This window comes from Agrobacterium sp. CNPSo 3708 (assembly GCF_028674915.1).
In the GTDB taxonomy this organism is placed as follows: domain Bacteria; phylum Pseudomonadota; class Alphaproteobacteria; order Rhizobiales; family Rhizobiaceae; genus Agrobacterium; species Agrobacterium cavarae.
Genome location: NZ_JAQZSF010000002.1, coordinates 165063 through 183970 on the forward strand (window position 1 = coordinate 165063; position 18908 = coordinate 183970).

Below are 18908 nucleotides of genomic sequence, written 5' to 3' on the forward strand. Positions count from 1 at the left end.
GTTTGCGACATCACCGCTACCGCAAGCTTTGGAACGAGGGCTCAGATCCGTGATGATGCTTTCGCATGCTCGTTATCTAACCCGAATGAAAATACGGAGTGGCGAGCGTGAAGCTTACCAAGGCGGACAATTTACGGCAATTTTTTTCCAATGTCCATAAAAAAACCTCAAATATTTTTCGCGAAGTGGTCGGTACTTGCGTTCAGACGCTGCATGAGACGCAAATGCACTGCCGTGTCGTACCAAAAAGGCACTTCGTAAAATCCACGTGATCGCGAGATTCGGGGGCAGACATCCCCAGCCAGAATCCGTCTATTTGCGACATGCCACACGTAAAAACGCACAGGGAGCTTAGTATGATCGCCGGACTCTCGCAAAGCTCCACCGACCACGAGCCCCTTGATCGCCCTGACATTTTTCAGGCGCATCGGATGCCACTCGGCTAGAGAGCTGTACCATCCTGCGAGCTGGCGACGCTTTAGAAGCACTGCTTGACTACTTCGACTTGATACAACATGCGTAAATTCAAATTATGAGCCGGAAACTTAAGCACCGCACCCAAAAGTCTTAAAATGCGACCGGTTCCTGCAGCGGCATTAAATAATTGTTACACATAACATAATACCGCAATCGAATAAGATTGAACACAACGAAACTTGAGGTAAGGCTTGGCAATCAAATTGGGGATGATCCATGCCAACTCGCCGACACGTTATTCGTTTCTTGACCGGGCTGATGCTTGCTGGTGTTGTTGGCGGTAATACTGCACATTCTTCAGAACCAATCTTGAAGATTCAGGGACTTGCTTCTGGGCAGCCAATTTCGATCGCTCTTGATCTGCCGGCAATGGACAAGATGCCCCAGACCAGCTTCTCGACCACGACGCCTTGGCATAATGGCGTGACGGAATTCAGTGGTGTGTCGCTGAAAGATTTCCTGTCTTCTACGCAGCTCAGCGGCACGAAGTTACAGATCATCGCTTTGAATGACTACGAAGTGGAAGCGGATATATCCGAGCTGCAAGAGGCCGGTGCGCTCCTAGCGACCCGCCAAAACGGCACGATTATGCCGGTCAGTGACAAGGGTCCGGTGTTTCTGGTTTTCCCATTCGATAGCCGCCCCGAATTGCAGCATCAGACCTATTACAGTCGTGCTGTGTGGCAAATTGCGGAAATCAACGTCCAGTGAGAGCGATCGGGGACACAATTGACCTTCCAGTCCGCTACCGGCGTACCAAGATAACGTTGACACTTGTCACGGCGGCACTTGCGTTGATCGCTGTTGCGAGTTCTTTCCTGGCTTTCAGTTACCAACGCCATATCGTCGAAGCATCCCGCTATAATCGCACCTTCGATCTAGGCCAAACCGCGGTCGAGTTGCTGCGCCTCCAGTTTGCTCTCCAGCAAAGTCAGACATCAGGCGAAATCGGTGATGTCGCGTTTCGGCTCAGCATCATCAATAACCGGTTGAAGATCCTGTCATCCAGTTCGTCTAGCAGCGACCCCAAGCAGAAGGCGATGCTGGAAGACCTGAAAACCGTTGTATCGACGCTTGCGCCGCTGGTCTCCGAGCCGCATTCTCCGACGGCCATGCGCGAAGGCGTATCAAAACTTCAGCCTTTCATCGCGCCCGTGCTGCGACTAGGTTCGCTTTCGCATGCGACTGTCGGAGACGAGATTCAACAGAACCAGAGCCAGCTCAGCATCATCTTTGCCACGATCTGTTTTGTCACGATGACATTCGTTGCCTTTGGCGCCGTTCTGCTGGTGTTTGTTTTCCGCCAAAATGCCAAGTTGGACCGCGTCGTACGAATAGACTCTTTGACGGGTATCGCAAACCGGATTGGCTTCCACGCTTCGATTTCGGGTAAACAGAATGTCGAACAGTCACTGATCATCCTCGACGTCGATCACTTCAAGATGATCAACGACACGCTGGGGCACGCCTCTGGCGATCGATTGCTTGTCGAATTGTCTAAGCGACTGAGCACATCGTGCATCGGCGCCAGCGTCATTGCACGAATTGGCGGTGACGAATTCGGCATTCTATACACTGGCTCGAACGCAGCAAATGAGGCCGTCGAATGCAGCAAGCGGATTTTGCAGGAAGTCCGTGCACCTTTCGACATCGATGGCAGGCTCGTCACCTCAAGCGTCAGCCTCGGTGTCAGCTCAAGCGACGTTAATTCCGATCGCGGCTCAACCCTGTTCAGACACGCCGATATCGCACTTTACGAAGCAAAGAAGGCTGGACGCAACCAGTTCATGATCTTTCACCCGGACATGAACCAACACCTGACACGTTGGCAATGTCTGCAAAACGATCTCGCGACTGCTACGGAAACAGGACAGCTATTTCTGCTTTTTCAGCCGATCGTCGATCTTGCCACCGACACGACGCGAGGCTTCGAGGCATTGTTACGCTGGCAACATCCTGAACTCGGTCTCATCTCCCCTGTGGAGTTCATTCCGATCGCTGAAGAGAGCGGCCAGATCGGCCCTATCGGATCTTGGGTTATCGAAGCCGCTTGCCAGCAGGCAGCCCTTCTTCCGACCAACACCTTTATTGCTGTCAACGTGTCCGCAGCTCAGCTGACGAATCCATCCCTTGTGCTCCATACGCGCGCATCTCTGACAAAAAATGGCGTTTCACCCGAGCGCCTCGAGATCGAGATCACGGAGAGCACGTTGATCGAGAATGACGAACGCGCGCTCTCCGTTCTTCATGAACTCCGGCTCATGGGTTGCCGAATTTCCCTTGATGACTTTGGCACCGGCTACGCTTCTCTCAGCTATTTACGTCGCTTCCCCTTCGATAAAATAAAGATCGACCAGTCATTCCTGCGCGGCGCATCACATTCCGAGGAAGCCGCCGCAATCATTGCCGGGACATGCGATCTTGCCCACCGGCTGAAGTTGACGATCGTCGCCGAAGGCATCGAAACCGAAGAACATCGTGAAATTGTGCGTTCCGCAGGATGCCACTTGGGTCAGGGCTATTTGTTCGACAAGCCGTTGACCGCCGAAGCATCCCTATCGAGGCTCACCTTCGAGGCAGGACCGGACGCTTTCAAGAAGCGCGGATAGAGGGGCGATCCTAGGCGGGCCTACGGTGCCTGATAAAACTGCTTAAGCGTCGACCTAGCTTCTGACACCGTAGGCACAACATTTCGTCGGCAATTTTCGCAGGAAACTCAAATCGAGTTGCCGTGGAAGGTCGTAAAATCATCCAAGATCGGCACCCTTGAAGCTATGGCGGGCAAAAAAGCGGTCGAGATCGCGCTGCTGGGGCGCGATACCGGTATACACCTCGACGTAGTGAGGAATGCGTTTCATGCGCAAAGAAATGTTCTCTTTCGTGCGCATCGAAACGTAGCCGATTTGAACGAGATAGGTCGTGCGGGCCCGAACATCCGCGTCCAGCTCGGCGTGGCCAAACCGCATGAACATATTCTGTAGCGCGGAGAGCCTTGCGCGGTCGGCATTTTCTATCTCTGTCGAAATGTCCTCAGACTGCAGGGCCCAACTCCGAACCGCAAATTCAAAGCGTGGATCGAACAGTTCGGGGCTAATCCAACAATCAAAGACGTTGAACATCGCCTCAACGATACTCTCAGCATAAGCCTCGCACTGCTTGACCAAATTGCCAGTGTTCTTCTCCCGCCAGCGGGTGAGAAGCGCCGACAGAAGCTCTTCCCGGTCCTTGAAGAACCAGTAGAAGCTCGTGCGGGACAAGTTCAACTTTTTTCCAAGCGGCAGGATTTTCACCGACTCGACGCCGGTTTCCAACAAGGCTTCATAGGCAGCCTGCAGCCACACCTCTTGCGATCCGCGCCAACCGCTGTCGTGAGAAATCTCTGTCATGGTCGGTTCCTATCAAACCGGTGGATCTCAAACAATTGCCTGATCACACATGCATCGAACCAATGTACTGCCATGCTCTTAATATTGACACCTATGTACATTTTTTTTAGTTTGACGACAACCCTCTTGCGGAGAAAGCCGATGTCGAACGATCCCCTCCTCCAGCCTTTTCAACTTAAGCACCTGACGCTCCGAAACCGCATCATCGTCACAGCGCACGAACCGGCCTATCCGGAAGACGGGATGCCAAAGGAGCGATATCGCGCATACACGGTGGAGCGGGCGAAAGGCGGAGTTGCACTGACGATGACGGCCGGATCAGCAGCCGTATCGAAAGACAGCCCTCCGGTTTTCAACAACCTGCTCGCTTATAAGGACGAGATTGTTCCCTGGATCCGGGAAATGACCGATGCCGTGCATGAGCAGGGTTCGGCGATCATGGTTCAACTCACCCATCTTGGCCGTCGCACGCGATGGGACAAGGGCGACTGGCTCCCGGTCGTCGCCCCATCCCATCATCGCGAAGTCGCGCACCGCGCTTTTCCCAAGAAGATAGAGGACTGGGATATCGAGCGGATCATCAAGGACTTCGCCGACGCCGCAGAGCGGATGCAGGCAGGCGGCATGGATGGCGTGGAACTGGAGGCATACGGCCATCTCCTCGAGCAGTTCACCTCGCCTCGAACCAATGAGCTGGATGCCCCGTATGGCGGCTCGCTCGACAACCGCATGCGGTTCTGTCTCGACGTGCTTGGCGCGATTAGAAAGCGCGTTGGCAACGAATTCATTCTCGGCATTCGTTACACGGCAGATGAGCGGGTAGCGAATGGCGCGGGCTCGGAAGAAGGTCTTGAAATATCGCGACGCCTCAAGAATAGCGGCCTTATCGACTACCTCAATGTCATCCGCGGCCATATCGATACAGACCCGGGACTGACGGATGTCATTCCGATCCAGGGGATGGCCAATTCGCCGCATCTCGATTTCGCCGGTCAGATCCGGTCAGCAACCAATTTCCCGACGTTCCACGCCGCAAAAATTCCCGATGTTGCAACGGCTCGGCACGCCATCGCTTCCGGCAAGGTCGATATGGTTGGAATGACGCGCGCCCATATGACAGACCCCCACATTGTCCGTAAGATCATGGAAAAGCGGGAGGATGACATACGACCCTGCGTCGGGGCGAATTACTGTCTCGATCGCATCTACCAGGGCGGCATGGCCTTCTGCATCCACAACGCCGCAACGGGACGAGAGGTCGACATCCCTCACACCATCCCCAAAGCCACGCGACGTAGAAAAGTGGTCATCGTTGGGGCGGGACCCGCGGGGCTTGAGGCGGCCCGGGTGTCTGCCGAACGCGGCCATTCGGTTGTCGTCTTCGAGGCCGCCAACAACGCCGGTGGGCAAATCCGTTTGACGGCTCAAAGCGAGCGCCGCCGGGAGATGATTAGTATTATCGACTGGCGGATGAGCCAGTGCGAAAAGCTCGGCGTTCAGTTTCACTTCAACACCTGGGCGGATGTGGAGACCGTAGAGGCTGAGATGCCAGACGTGGTGATCATCGCCACGGGCGGACTTCCCCATACCGATGTACTGGTGGCCGGCAACGAACTCGTGGTGTCTTCATGGGACATCATCTCGGGCGACGTCAAACCCGGCACGAACGTCCTGATCTACGACGATGCCGGCGACCACGCAGCCCTTCAAGCTGCCGAGATTGCCGCGAAGTCCGGAGCGAAGGTGGAGATCATGACACGCGACCGCGCCTTTGCGCCGGAGGTCATGGGCATGAATCTCGTCCCCTATATCAGAGCATTGCAGAAGCTCGAAACCACGTTCACGGTGACCTATACGTTGACGGCAGTGGAGCGAAGCGGAAACCAGTTGCTGGCCCACATCGGCAGCGATTATGGTGGTGTCGACAAGCGCAAGCTCTTCGACCAGGTAGTGGTCAACCACGGAACACGGCCGCTGGATGAACTCTACTTCGAGCTCAAGCCGCAATCGATCAACGGTGGTGAAGTCTCCCACGATCAGCTTATTGCAGGCGATTCCCAATCCGTGACGCGAAACGAGAATGGCACGTTTCAGCTTTTCAGGATTGGCGATGCAGTAGCGGCGCGTAACACCCACGCCGCAATCTACGAAGGTCTGCGTATTGCAAAGGATCTCTGATCGTTCAAATCCAATCGAAGCGAAAATGGACGCGTCCTCGACGGCTCGCTAAAGGGCCGTCACAATCGTTCATCCGCACGGGCTCACGCGCTGCAAAGATGACGTTGGCAAGGAACAAGCTGTTGGGAACTTTGTTCTCGATGGCTGGTGAAATTGCTTATGAAAGAAATGCGAATGGATGTGAGCGCGTCTAGACCTAATAAGAAAAGAGCCGCCGCATCTAACAACGCCCCTGAGCCGATCCAGCCACCAAAGCTACCGCCAGGATTCGTTGCAACGAGGCTTGCTGCTTTGCTTGCCCAATCCGAAACGTCACTCTGCTATGTTGCGGCGAGCGAGGGAGAGGCTGACCGGATAGCAGAGGCCATCACTGCTCTTTTCCCAGAGATAAACCATATTGTCTTTCCTCCATGGGATTGCCTTCCATACGACCGTGTTCTCCCGTCTCGTCACTGCATGGGCCGGAGAATGGACGCGCTGCGACTATGGATTAGTGGGCGTTCCAGCCGCCGCCTGATGCTAACGTCATTGGAAGCAATCCTTCAACGCGTCCCGCCAGCGGACGCGATCTCCGAGAGCGTTTTCCAACTTGCGGTAGGGACATCGTTCAACCGCGATGCGTTCATGAATTTCATCGCACGCACGGGATATACAGAAGAAGGCGTTGCCGACGATCCGGGGGAATTGGCTGTCCGTGACTGCGTCATCGACATCTACCCCGCCGGTGCTCCGGGGCCCATGCGGATTGTCCTTGATGAGAATGACAACCTTCTGGAGTTGCACGGCTTCGACCGCCTATCGCAGCGCACGGAAAGTTCTTTGGAGCACGTATCGATTGGCCCCGCTTCGGAACTTATTAAGGGTGATGACGCTTCTCAAGACGCCGGTCCATCTACAAGTACCATCGAGAACTTTCTCATTCGCCAGTACGATCTCATGCCGAGCGTGTTTGATCTCCTCGGTGATACGACCCTGATCCTGGGACAGGGCATCAATCAGCGGCTCGAACACTATCTGGATATCATCGACGACGCGCAGCAGGCCCATGTTGATTTCGGCGCAGCGGATGCAGCGTCGCGTCAGTCGCTCTATCTCGACCGCGGCGAATGGGACGAGCAGACCGGTCGTATGGGGTTGGAGACCCTAAAAATCGACGATGGTGAGGATCTGCCGACGAAGCCCTATGACGCCGATTACCGAAAGTCGATCACCAGATTCGCGCAGGACGCCCTTCAAGAGCATAAGAAGGTTCTGATCGCGGGTAACGGCAAGCGCGCCGAGGCCCTTTATCGGCGACTGGAGAAGGGAGCGGACGCTCCCAACGGTACGGTCGCCCGATGGGATGATATCTTGAGAGCGACGCCTGGCAGTCTCATGAAGATTGCCAGCAATCTCCAGGAAGGTTTTGTCGATACGAGTGAGGGTATCGTCGTCGTTGCTGCACCCGATGCACCGATGGCCGACACCAACTCTCATCAATTGCTAACCGAGCCCGAGCTTCGGATCGGTGATGTGGTTGTGCACGAAGATCATGGCATTGGCGTCCTCAAAAATCTCGAGACGATCCTTGTCGAAAACGTCGCGCGCGACGCAGCCCGATTGCAGTATCGCGATGGAGATTCCATCCTCGTTCCCATGCGAGAGTTCGACAAGCTCTGGCGTTATGGTTCCGAGCCTGACGCTGTTTCGCTCGATCGTCTCCACACCGAGGCATGGAGCAAAAAGAGCCAGAAGATTGCGCAGGACATCGTTTCAACCGCCTGTCACCTTTCGAAGATTGCCAAGCAGAGGCAATCCTCACAGGCGCAGACATTCATCCCTCCTCGCACTCAATTTGCAGCCTTCACGCGCCGTTTTCCTTTTGCCGAGACTCGCGATCAATCAAAAGCGATCAACGATGTTTTGTCTGATCTCGCATCGGGAAAGGCAATGAACCGCCTCGTGTGCGGAGATGTCGGCTTCGGCAAGACGGAGGTCGCGCTGCGCGCCGCGGCGGCGGTGGCCCTCTCTGGGGGACAGGTTGCCGTCATCGCGCCCACCACCGTTTTAGCGCGTCAGCACTTCCAAACCTTCCAGCAACGCTTCGAAGGGACAGACGTCTCTGTCGGGATGATGTCGCGGCTGGTTAAGCCAACCGAAAGCAAGCAAACCAAAGCGGCTCTGGCTGAGGGCAAAATCGGGGTCATCCTGGCGACGCAGGCGATCTTCGCAAAAGATGTGCGTTTCGCGCGCTTGGGGCTGTTGATCGTGGATGAGGAGCATCGTTTCGGGTTGAAAGAGAAGACTGCGATGACCAAGCTCGCGCCTTCCCTTCACACGCTTATGATGTCGGCGACGCCAATTCCGCGAACACTGCAATCGGCTATGGTTGGCGTTCAGGAGGTTAGCCTTCTCACCACGCCGCCATCGCGAAGGCGTCCGGTGCGTACCTCACTCGCTGCTTTCGACCGCGCATCGATGCGAACGGGTTTGATGCGGGAGCATCGCCGAGGCGGACAGAGCTTCGTCGTCGTTCCTCGTATTGAAGACATCGAAGGTGTCGAAACCATACTGAAGGACATCGTTCCAGAACTGTCGGTCAAGGTGGCGCATGGCAGGATGCCGGCGGCAAAAATCGACGAGACGATTGTCGGTTTTGCGGGAGGCGATGGAGATGTCCTGCTCGCCACCAACATCATCGAGAATGGGCTGGACGTGCCGCGGGCTAATACCATGTTCATATGGCACCCAGAGCGCTTCGGGCTTGCTCAACTTCATCAACTGCGCGGACGCGTCGGCCGTTCTGGCGCGCAGGGCAGAGCGACCCTCTTGTTGGAAGAGGGGGCAGATCTGGGCGAAGACGCTTTGTCGCGGCTTTCCACGCTTGTAGAGAGTGACCGGTTGGGGTCCGGTTTGGCGATCAGTGTGCGAGATCTCGATCTGCGTGGCGGTGGCGACATCGCCGGTGATGATCAGGCTGGGCATATGAGGGTGATCGGCGTCGGACTGTACCAGAAGCTTTTGGCTGGGGCTGTCGCGGAACTGGGCAAGAAGCCATCACCTTTCCCGCAACAGACGATCCTTCAGCTCGACACAGCGGCGACGATACCGGCGAACTATGTGTCCGATCCCGCCACCAGACTCAATCTCTATGCCAAGCTCTCCCGTGCCTCCAGCCTCCTCGAGATAGATGATCTGAAAGAAGAGTTTGAGGACAGGTTCGGTGAATTGCCTTCGGAGGTACTCATCCTGCTGCGAACAAGCCGCGTTCAACTAAGCGCGGCGCGATTGGGCATCTCAAAGCTCGAGGCGGGACCGAAGGCGCTCGCCTTGACCTTCACACCAAAGACCCCTGCCAAGGTGCTCGCACAGCTCACGAAAAAGGCAGGGGCAGTGCGACGGGATGACAGGCTGATCTTCCAGGTTTCAAGCGGTACAGGCGAAAAGCAACTGGAACAGTTCGAACAGATTCTGGCGAAAGCCAACACGAGCACGAGGTAGCAGCGAAACGCTTTATGACCGACCTAGAGTCGAGCAGCCATATCGGGTTAGGTTACGCGGAGAACCTCATGATTATGAAACTGAAACCGGCTTCGACCTTATCATGCTGGCCGTCGCAGGATCAGCACGACGGCAAAGCCTCGGTGGAAGCCCTTTCATGATGAGTTCAGCATCCGCGACGGCCATCGAACCCAAAGCATAGAAGGCATCGCGTGTACCGCCAGTCCTGTGAGCAGAGAGAAGGATGCCAGGCGTGCTCCTGACCGGATCGTCTGCCTTGACTGGTTCCTCCGGAAACACGTCGGTTGCCACCCTAATATGGCCTGATGCCGCAGCCTCAAGCATCGCCGGGAAGTCTACGACGGCGGCACGGCTCATCAACAGGAAAGCCGCACCCGGTTTCATCGAGGCGAATTCCTTCTTGCCGAGGAAACCTTCGTTCTCGCTTGTGACACTGGCAAAGACGAAGACGACCTGGCTTTCTCGCAGGAGCTCATCAAGCGTCGATGGCAGGCAATCGAGCCGCTCGACGATCTCCTTCGGTAGCCAGGGATCGAACACGCGGACCGTGTTTCGGAACGGCCGAATGAGCTCACGCAGTTCACGACCAAGATCGCCGAAACCGATGATGCCCACCGGGGCTCCGGCAAAGCGGAATGTCTCCGAATTCCCTTCCAGTCCATAACGCTCGGTGCCCTGCCTGAACTCACGATCCGCTGCGGTAATGCCGCGTGCGAGGTCCAGCGCCATGGCAAGCGACGCTTCCGCAACCGGTGACGCGAAAGCGGACGCCGGTGTGATCACCCATATGCCTCGCTCGACGCAGGCCTGGTAATCGACATTGGGCAGAAAATTCGATTCAACATTGATGATCGCCTTCAATCGCGGCGCGCGATCCAAACGCTCTCTTGGCATGTCAGTCTGGCCGAAAATCAAAACCGTGTCGGGAAGGTAGCGCTCCACCTCTTCGGCGGGCATCTGGCGGTCTTCGGATACGACCACCTCGCCGAGCGCCTCCAGACGGGCTCGAACGGAAGGCTCCATGATCAGGTCCAGCGTTCTCGGCAATGGATCGACCAGAATGATGTTGCGGCTCATCGTTTCCTCCCTCGAGAATCGCGTGAGCGGCAGATTAGCGTGAATACCCCCTCGCCGGGCAAGCTCAATTCGGCAATGATGACAGTCAAGAGACGCAAGTACCCGGCGTCACGCTCCACAGTCTACGAGATGGATGGAGGCAGTCGGCGTCGGCCGCCTGCCTCCTCGTTCCTTACATCGTCGGCAGAACGGCGATATCTCTCACTTCATTCTCCACGCCGGTGATCGCGCCGACTTCGGTCGCCTTGCCGGTCTCGAGATTGACCGTATAGAGCATCTTGTTTGCAGCAAGGTAGGCCGTGTTCTTGCCACCTTCCATGCCCTGAATATCGAAGGCGTAGGTCGCCGGCTTATCCTTGAGGCCAAGCTTACCGATCGCCTTCAGCGTCCCATCATTCGGCTTCGTTTGCTGGATCAACGCGCCAATGGTGGCGTCGATATTGTACATCGCCGTCTTTTCCGGCTTTCCGATCGAGTTCGTATAGGCGGCCGCGACGATATTCGGCGTTTCGCCCTTGTGCATATCGCCCTCTTCGAAGGCGAGCGTACCGTCAACCGTTACCGCACCCGTGTCAGGGTGAACCCGGTGGTTGGTGGTTCCGCTCATGAAACGCAGACGATCCGCCATCGGGTTGAAGTCGACCACCACCGGAGCATCGGTGATCGTCAGCATCTTGTCCATTTTCGCTATATCGCTTGCAGCGCCCGTTTCCAGATTAATGCTGACGATGCGATGATCGGGCGTAACGCCAACAACGGTCTTGTTGCCGGGGCGATAATCGATGCCGACAAGCTTATCGACGCCTGTGACCTCCATCGTCTTCGACACCGCGGGCTTTTCCGTGTCGAACATGACGAGTGTCTTGTCGCCGCTCAATCCCAATACCGGCGCTGCCAGCGCGGATGTCGCCGTAGCGATGACGGATATGGAGGCTGCCAAAGCAAAACGAATGGTCTGCATATTCTTCTCCCGTGCGTTTAAAATCGAAGAAGGTTTCGCCACATGGCTTTCAACCCTCCATCTTCAGACACCACGGGGGATGCGATTGGATGCAGCCGGTGAAAATTTTTTTGAAAGCTGCATCTAAGTGCCCGCGACCCGGGTATAGATGGCAAAGACAGCGGATTTCCCTTTCCGGTCCGAGGAGATGAGTTTGACAGCGATGGGCTCTTTGCCGGTTGATCTAGAAAAAGCGCTCAATGGCTGCGCCAACGGCGACCGGCTGGCCTTGCGTCAGATATTCGATCAGGAGGCAGGCAAGCTAATCGCCGTGGCCCAACGTATCGTTCGGCGTCGTGAGCTTGCAGAAGAGGTGGTGCAGGACGCCTTCATCCGCATCTGGACGCACGCCCATCAGTACCGCTCCGATAGCGGTTCGGCACGCGGCTGGATTTATGCCATTGTTCGCAACAGAGCGCTCAATCTGCTTCGTGACGGCAGACGAGAGCATGTGGTCGAAGACGTTGAGACGCTTCGCGACGATCAGCAGGCAGATGAGATCATGGCGGCCTGGCATCGCTTGGACCGCAACTCCCGACTCTATGAATGCCTCGGCTCTCTTGAGGACACGAAGCGGCAAGGCATTCTGATGGCGTATGTCGGCGGTTACTCACACGGCGAAATAGCCGGTCGCCTGAGAATTCCGCTCGGTACTGCCAAATCATGGATCCGGCGTGGACTGTCGGCACTGCGGGAGTGCCTGGCATGAACTATGACCGCAAGGACGTGCCTCATCTTGCCGACGAGTATGTACTGGGATTGCTCGACGCGGTTGAAGCCAGAGAGATCGAGGATGCCATGAAACGTGATCCTGAACTCAAGGCCGCGATCGCGGCAAGCAGGGATCGGTTCCTGCCACTCGATACGAGCCTGGCTCCTCAATCGGTCAGCGAAGACCTCTGGCGGCGCATCGAGTCTGCTCTGCCCCGTCAAGACCATCGCGCCCCTGACCGGCCAGTCGCAAACGACAACAGTCTAAGGCGCTGGAAGTTCGCAGCGCTCACCTCTCTCGCCGCGTCACTGCTTCTGGCCGTTGGGCTCGTCTACAGCCTGACCAGAACGGTAGAACCGCTGGTCATCGCGGTGCTGGTCAATGATGCCGGCGAAGTCCAGGCGGTCGTGGAGGATTTCGGCAATGACGAAGCCTCTGTCCGGCTGCTGGCCGATTTCACCGTTCCGCGCGACAAGACGATCCAGGTCTGGACCCTGCCATCGCGCGATGTGGGGCCTATCTCGCTTGGTCTACTTGACGGTGTGCATTCGGCTCGCCTTCAAGGACCAGCCCTTCCGAAACCACGCGCAGATCAGCTTTACGAGCTGACGCTTGAGCAAGCGGGCGGTTCGCCAACAGGGCGTCCAACGGGACCGATCCTGGCGAAGGGATTTGCACGCATGCCGCGCTAGCTTTCACTCTTTGAGGGCACGCTCAACAACTGTCATCTGTATGACCTCGTGCGCCTGCGTCACAACGGTGTAGGTTGAACACCTCGTACCGCGCAAGATCATAAGAGCGAAACCCCATCATTGGGAAGGCCATGAAAAGCAGCACATTTCCTTCTAAAGCAGATTGCTGCGTCGAACCGCCAAGCCGCTGCGGTCGATCTAGGCAGATGGAGTGACAATGCGCAGATGGTCGTTCTGGCTCTGGCTCGCGGCGCTTGCCGTTCCGGTTTCCGTACTGATCTCGCTTCAGATTGATCTGTCTGCCGGGCCTTCCATCGGCGGGGGCGGATACGATCTCGGACCCTTCATCTACTCATGGCTGTTAATGCTGACGACGGGTATCTGGACAGTGTGCACGTTCATTGCGGCGCTGGCATATCGAGACAAGGAGGCCTGGAAGAAAGCACTGATCTTGACGGCGATTGGCTGTCTGACGTTTCTAATAGCGTTGCAGGTCTACGGCAGAAACCTCTCCTAAGGGCAGGTGTACCACCATGCATCTAGGCCGCAGGTGCCGCTCACCAGCTTGTCTTGTCCAAGCCTGATTTCCGCGTAGATGCCTTGTCGGCCTGTGAAAGCCCGCGTTCTTCACGCGTGACGTGTTGCAACGCAGCATCCACAAACAATTCTATTTTCCCTAATCAAAGGCGCAGAACGTCCAGCGCTTGCTATCACCCGCAAGTTTGACCAAGACGTCTTCATGATTTCCATTTCTGATCTTTCCACCCGTATCGCCGGACGCCTCCTCCTTGATAAAGCCAACGTTACGCTTCCAAGCGGCACCAAGGCAGGCCTTGTCGGCCGCAATGGTGCCGGCAAGTCCACGTTGTTCAAAGTCATCACAGGCGATCACGGCGCCGAAACCGGGTCGGTCTCGATCCCAAAGAATGCCAGGATTGGTCAGGTGGCTCAGGAAGCTCCAGGCACTGAAGATAGTCTCATCGAGATTGTCATGGCTGCCGACAAGGAGCGTGCTGCGCTGATGCTGGAATCGGAAACAGCGACCGATCCGGAACGCATCTCTGACATCCAGATGCGGCTCGTTGATATCGACGCGCATTCGGCCGAGGCGCGCGCATCCAGCATCTTGGCAGGCCTTGGGTTCGATCAGGAGGCCCAGCTTCGCCCCGCATCATCCTTTTCCGGTGGATGGCGTATGCGCGTGGCGCTGGCATCGGTGCTGTTCGCCGAACCTGACTTGCTACTACTCGACGAGCCGACAAACTATCTCGATCTGGAAGGCTCGCTTTGGCTTGAGGATTACATTCGCCGCTATCCTTACACAGTCATCATCATTAGCCATGACCGCGACCTGTTGAACAACGCCGTCAATGCGATTGTCCACCTAGACCAGAAGAAGTTGACCTTCTACCGTGGTGGATACGACCAGTTCGAACGCCAGAAGGCCGAAAACGACGAGCTGCAAAACAAGGCCAAGGTCAAGAACGAAGCAGCGCGCAAGCACCTGCAGAGCTTCATCGACCGCTTCAAGGCCAAGGCATCGAAGGCCAAGCAGGCACAATCGCGCGTCAAGGCGCTGGAGCGGATGGGTACCGTGTCTTCTGTAATCGAAGACCACGTTCAACCCATGACATTTCCTACCCCGGAAAAGCAGCCTGCTTCGCCGATCATTGCCATCGATGGTGGTTCGGTTGGCTATGAGCCGGGAAATCCAATCCTCAAGGGTATCGATCTGCGCATCGACAATGATGACCGCATCGCGCTGCTGGGATCGAACGGCAACGGCAAATCGACGTTCGCCAAATTCATCTCCGGCCGTCTCGCGCAGGAGACTGGAGATCTGCGCACAGCGCCTTCGCTGAAGGTCGGTTTTTTTGCTCAGCACCAGATGGATGACCTGGTGCCTGAGGACTCCGCAGTCGATCATGTGCGCAAGCTGATGCCGCAGGCGCCTGAGTCCAAGGTGCGTGCACGCGTCGCGCAAATGGGTCTTGCCACCGAAAAGATGGCAACCGCGGCCAAGGATCTATCCGGTGGAGAAAAGGCGCGTCTGCTGATGGGGCTTGCGGCATTCCATGCGCCCAATCTGCTCATCCTCGACGAACCCACGAACCATCTGGACATCGATAGTCGTCGAGCTCTGATCGAGGCTCTCAACGACTATGATGGTGCGGTCATCCTGATTTCGCATGATCGTCATCTCATCGAAGCGACTGCAGACCGCCTGTGGCTTGTAAACAATGGCACTGTCACCACCTTCGAGGGGGATATGGACGAGTACCGGGATATCGTCGTCTCGTCCGGCAAAAAGAAAAAGAAGAAGAAAAACTAAGGTCCAATCGCCTTCATATCCGAGCGACCCCAGCTTGTGCCATCGGACAAGATATCGACGCGCTATCGAGTATCGAGTGACGCGGCGGTTTTGCACGTCGTATTTTAGGGTGCTGCCTGATAGACAGGTAGTTCCAAGAGCAATTTCGCCTGAGCGAAGGAACGCCGATGGGTTTTAGAACGCCGAAATTTGAGTACGTGAATGGCTACAAGATCGCTGAGGTCGATGGTCCAACGTTCAAGGTGCTCGATGGCGATCGTCAATTGGGCGAAGATTTCCCTTACTCCGGAGAAGCCGCCGCTTATGCAAGATCTCTGCCGAGCCGCGATCCCCAGAAGTAGGCGAGACAACAGTTCATGACGACTGCGATAACCCCGTCTCTCGAGCAACTCGGTTGGTCCCCTTTCTTTGCCGATCAAGTGAGCGAGAAAGACTCCGGCTTGGCGCCAAGACGCATATCATCGGTTCACCGCTCACGCGTGGAGGCAATCGATGTAGCGGGGTCTGCTGCGTTGGAACTACCAGCCAACAGCAACACGGCAGACTTTGCAGTCGGCGACTGGATCCTCGCCGATCCGCTGACCGGAATGTTTGTCGCCAGACTTGCCAGAAAAAGCCTGTTTCAAAGACGCCAGGAGGGCGGACGTGGCCAGCAACTGGTTGCCGCCAACATCGATACATTGTTGATTGTGACCTCATGCAATGCGGACTTCCATCCCGCCCGGCTGGAGCGTTATCTGATCATGGCAGACCAGGCCGGAAGCAAGCCCGTGATCGTGCTGACCAAGGCGGATACGACGGCAGACGTTGGCGATTTTCAGTCAAAAGCAGAGGCATTGCAGCGCGATCTCCCTGTGATTGCGCTGAATGGGCGTTCTGCAGATGCTGTCGTCTCGTTGATGCCATGGTTAGGCATGGGTCAAACCGTTGCACTGGTGGGATCATCCGGTGTTGGAAAGTCAACGCTGGTGAACACACTGACCGCCTCCGATTCTATGCAGAAAACCGGAACCATCCGTGAGTACGATGCACAGGGCCGGCACACCACGACGGCGCGGTCCCTGCATGGGGTTCAAGGCGGTGGCTGGGTCATCGATACGCCGGGCATAAGGACGCTCTACGTCAGCGACATCACCGATGGAATAGATACGCTCTTCGCCGAGATCACAGAGTTAGCGCCTCTGTGTCGGTTTCGCGACTGTACCCATGCGCATGAGCCTGGATGCGCGGTACGAGACGCGATAGCAAAAGGCGATGTCGATGCCGATCGCCTCGAACGTTGGAGAAGCCTGTCTGCCGAAAACAGCAGCCGTACTCCAGTGCTGAGCGGACCGCGCGGCAACAAGACGATCAAGAAAAAGCGTTAAAGCATGGTCCACACAAAAGTGTGCAGCGGTTTTGCGATAACGACATACGAAACAAGAACGACCTGAAGCGGGGGGGAGGCTCACGCATCAACGGGAAAAGAGGCCAATGGCGGATCCGCATTTGGACCCGCCATCATTTTTACGTCGTGGTCAGACAGGCCGAGCCTACCTTGTCACATAGCGCTTCCAGGGATGCTCTTCCTTGAATCCCAAAACTTCTCGCGCCTTACGATTGGACAGCGGTGCTTCGTCCCTTCCCATTTCGCGCGTCACCGGCGTATTGGGGGCATATTTGGCGAGGAATTCGGCGGTCGGAAGATCGGCCGTGATCGTGTCGTTGACCGCGTTGAACACCTGAAAGCCCAAGCCGTCCTTCTCGATACACAGATGAACAATCTCGCCGAGATCGCGCGCGTCGATATAGCTCCAGGCATTGCGTTTGCGAGACATGGGGTCATCAATGAAGGCCGGGAAGTTTCCGTATTCGTGCGGTTCGATCACGTTGCCGATGCGCAGGGCGTATATATCGGCTTTGTATCGCATGGCGAAGGCACGTGCCGTCTTCTCATTTACGAGCTTGGAAAGACCATAGCTATCCATTGGGTCGCTATCGTAATCCTCTTCGAGAGGAAACGAATGGAAGTCCTTGTCTCCTTCCGCAAAGCACACACCGTAGGTGGTCTCGCTTGAGGCGATGATGACCTTACGGACGCCGAGCTTCATCGCAGCTTCAATGACATTGTATGTGCCGACGACATTGGCCTGGAATGTTTCATTGTCCGGCTCGATCAACACCCGAGGGATCGCCGCGAAGTGCACGACGGCGTCGGGCGCAGAAGGCGGAGCGCCGTTTTCGAAACCATCGAAACCGAAATGGGTCGTCAGGGCATTGAAGACCTGACCACTGTCGGTGATATCCGCGATCAGCGTATTCACTCCGGGCAAGTCCAAGGGCTTCAAATCGATGTTCAGGACGGAGTATCCCTTGTCCAGAAGCTTGGGAACGGCATGGCGCCCAGCCTTGCCTGTGCCCCCGGTGAAAACGATACGTTTGCTCATGTCTTGCCTCCTCTTGAAACGCGCGCGCTTGGTGATGGTCGATCGTTCTGAATTGATCGCTGACACCACTTGCGCCTCCTTATCCATACGACAGCAAATCCATCATTGACGCAACGAAGGAAATGATAACGAGACTGTATCTCACGTTTTTCAGTCGTTTAAAAAACTTTATGAAAGTAAATCATAAAGTTCCCAATGCGCTTCTGTTCAGCAGCTTTGCCACCCAATCAACGAAAACACGAACCTTGTTCGTCACATGTCTGGTCTGTGGGTAGACGATGTAGATCGGCATGGGCTCGCTTTTCCATTCGGGAAGAACACGCACCAGCTTTCCCTCCTTGATCTCGTCCCTTATCGAGAACGGTACCAATTGTCCGACGCCCATTCCGGCAACAACGGCATGCTGATAGGTCCTCGCATCGTTCGCCGATACGATGTATCGCGGGCTAATTTCAACGGAACGGGTACCGTCGTCGAAGGCCATGCTCATTACTTGTCCCGCATTGGCATTCAGGTAACCGACACAGTGATGATCGACTTCCAGATCTTCCGGCGTCTTTGGCATGCCGAAGCGCTCGATGTAAGCGGGTGAGGCAACCGTAAGAAAGTCGAGTTCCGAGACCTTTCGCGCGATAAGCGACTGGTCACGCAGTGTGCCCACGCGCAAGGCACAATCCACGTTTTCGGCGATGTAATCGACAAGACGGTCTCCGACACCGATGTCGAGCCGGATTTGCGGAAAGCGCTGGTAAAAATCACAAAGATTCGGAATAATGATCTTATCGGCGAACATCCCGGCCATCTCCACACGCAGGCGACCGGAAGGCTGGACGTTGGCGCTCGAAACGCTACCATCCAACTCGTCGATTTCCGCCAGGATTTGCGTTGCACGCTCATAGTAAAGTGCACCGTCTGTGGTCACCATGACGCGGCGCGTCGTTCGGTTCAGTAGCGTCGTACGCAGATGCGCCTCTAAACCCTGCACCATATTGGTCACGGTCGTCTTGGGGATATTCAGGGCATTGGCAGCCTTGGTGAAGTTTCCTGTCTCAACGACCCGTGCGAAGACGCGCATCGCCGCTAGCTGGTCCATCTGTCAACCTCGCTCGATTGTCCGTGAATTTGGA

Annotated in this window: 14 protein-coding genes and 1 pseudogene; 10 read left to right on the forward strand and 5 right to left on the reverse strand. The window is 56.1% G+C overall.

Translation table 11 applies throughout. The features are described 5' to 3' along the window. Positions 1-693: 693 nt before the first annotated feature. Positions 694-1188 (forward strand): oxidoreductase, encoded by a 495-nt coding sequence (locus PVA19_RS03755; protein WP_162692977.1) that lies wholly within the window; start codon positions 694-696, stop codon positions 1186-1188. Positions 1189-1244: 56 nt separating this feature from the next. Further along, positions 1245-3086, forward strand: coding sequence for a putative bifunctional diguanylate cyclase/phosphodiesterase (locus PVA19_RS03760; protein ID WP_112519711.1), 1842 nt, complete (start codon positions 1245-1247; stop codon positions 3084-3086). A 138-nt stretch (positions 3087-3224) separates the two neighbouring features. On the opposite strand, the gene PVA19_RS03765 is transcribed toward PVA19_RS03760, so the two are convergent. Next, on the reverse strand, positions 3225-3863 hold the full coding sequence (locus PVA19_RS03765) for a TetR/AcrR family transcriptional regulator (protein ID WP_274101226.1): 639 nt from the start codon (positions 3861-3863) through the stop codon (positions 3225-3227). A gap of 141 nt (positions 3864-4004) precedes the next feature. On the opposite strand from PVA19_RS03765, the gene PVA19_RS03770 reads away from it, so the two are divergent. Continuing rightward, the gene (locus PVA19_RS03770) at positions 4005-6041 is read left to right on the forward strand and encodes an NADH:flavin oxidoreductase (RefSeq protein WP_274101228.1); all 2037 of its coding nucleotides are present in this window, start codon (positions 4005-4007) and stop codon (positions 6039-6041) included. A 291-nt stretch (positions 6042-6332) separates the two neighbouring features. Further along, the gene (locus tag PVA19_RS03775) at positions 6333-9521 is read left to right on the forward strand and encodes a DEAD/DEAH box helicase (protein ID WP_274101230.1); all 3189 of its coding nucleotides are present in this window, start codon (positions 6333-6335) and stop codon (positions 9519-9521) included. Between the two features lie 72 nt (positions 9522-9593). Here the strand turns inward: PVA19_RS03775 and PVA19_RS03780 are convergent, their stop codons facing one another. Beyond that, positions 9594-10619, reverse strand: a complete 1026-nt coding sequence (locus PVA19_RS03780) for a hydroxyacid dehydrogenase (protein ID WP_274101232.1) — start codon at positions 10617-10619, stop codon at positions 9594-9596. Between the two features lie 172 nt (positions 10620-10791). Beyond that, positions 10792-11580: a DUF4394 domain-containing protein gene (locus PVA19_RS03785; RefSeq protein ID WP_274101233.1), complete on the reverse strand. Its 789-nt coding sequence runs from the start codon at positions 11578-11580 to the stop codon at positions 10792-10794. A 202-nt stretch (positions 11581-11782) separates the two neighbouring features. Here PVA19_RS03785 and PVA19_RS03790 point away from each other — a divergent pair, with 202 nt between their 5' ends. The 6 genes and pseudogenes from PVA19_RS03790 (at position 11783) to rsgA (ending at position 16722) form a co-directional block, all read left to right on the forward strand. Then, the gene (locus PVA19_RS03790; RefSeq protein WP_062424375.1) at positions 11783-12328 is read left to right on the forward strand and encodes a sigma-70 family RNA polymerase sigma factor; all 546 of its coding nucleotides are present in this window, start codon (positions 11783-11785) and stop codon (positions 12326-12328) included. Continuing rightward, complete coding sequence (locus PVA19_RS03795) at positions 12325-13023, forward strand: anti-sigma factor (protein WP_112519706.1); 699 nt, start codon at positions 12325-12327, stop codon at positions 13021-13023. The genes PVA19_RS03790 and PVA19_RS03795 overlap by 4 nt, the downstream gene beginning before the upstream one ends. A 217-nt stretch (positions 13024-13240) precedes the next feature. Beyond that, positions 13241-13540 carry a hypothetical protein gene (locus PVA19_RS03800; protein WP_274101234.1) on the forward strand — a complete coding sequence of 100 codons (300 nt, stop codon included), beginning with the start codon at positions 13241-13243 and terminating at the stop codon, positions 13538-13540. A gap of 222 nt (positions 13541-13762) precedes the next feature. Beyond that, positions 13763-15346 (forward strand): annotated as a pseudogene (locus PVA19_RS03805) (ABC-F family ATP-binding cassette domain-containing protein); the annotation flags it as partial. A 176-nt stretch (positions 15347-15522) separates the two neighbouring features. Beyond that, positions 15523-15696 (forward strand): hypothetical protein, encoded by a 174-nt coding sequence (locus tag PVA19_RS03810; protein ID WP_165456979.1) that lies wholly within the window; start codon positions 15523-15525, stop codon positions 15694-15696. A 15-nt stretch (positions 15697-15711) separates the two neighbouring features. Next, positions 15712-16722, forward strand: coding sequence for a ribosome small subunit-dependent GTPase A (gene rsgA / locus PVA19_RS03815; RefSeq protein ID WP_112519704.1), 1011 nt, complete (start codon positions 15712-15714; stop codon positions 16720-16722). A 165-nt stretch (positions 16723-16887) separates the two neighbouring features. Here the strand turns inward: rsgA and PVA19_RS03820 are convergent, their stop codons facing one another. Beyond that, positions 16888-17781, reverse strand: coding sequence for an NAD-dependent epimerase/dehydratase family protein (locus tag PVA19_RS03820; protein ID WP_274101235.1), 894 nt, complete (start codon positions 17779-17781; stop codon positions 16888-16890). Between the two features lie 181 nt (positions 17782-17962). After that, positions 17963-18874 (reverse strand): LysR family transcriptional regulator, encoded by a 912-nt coding sequence (locus tag PVA19_RS03825; protein WP_112519703.1) that lies wholly within the window; start codon positions 18872-18874, stop codon positions 17963-17965. Positions 18875-18908 lie beyond the last annotated feature (34 nt).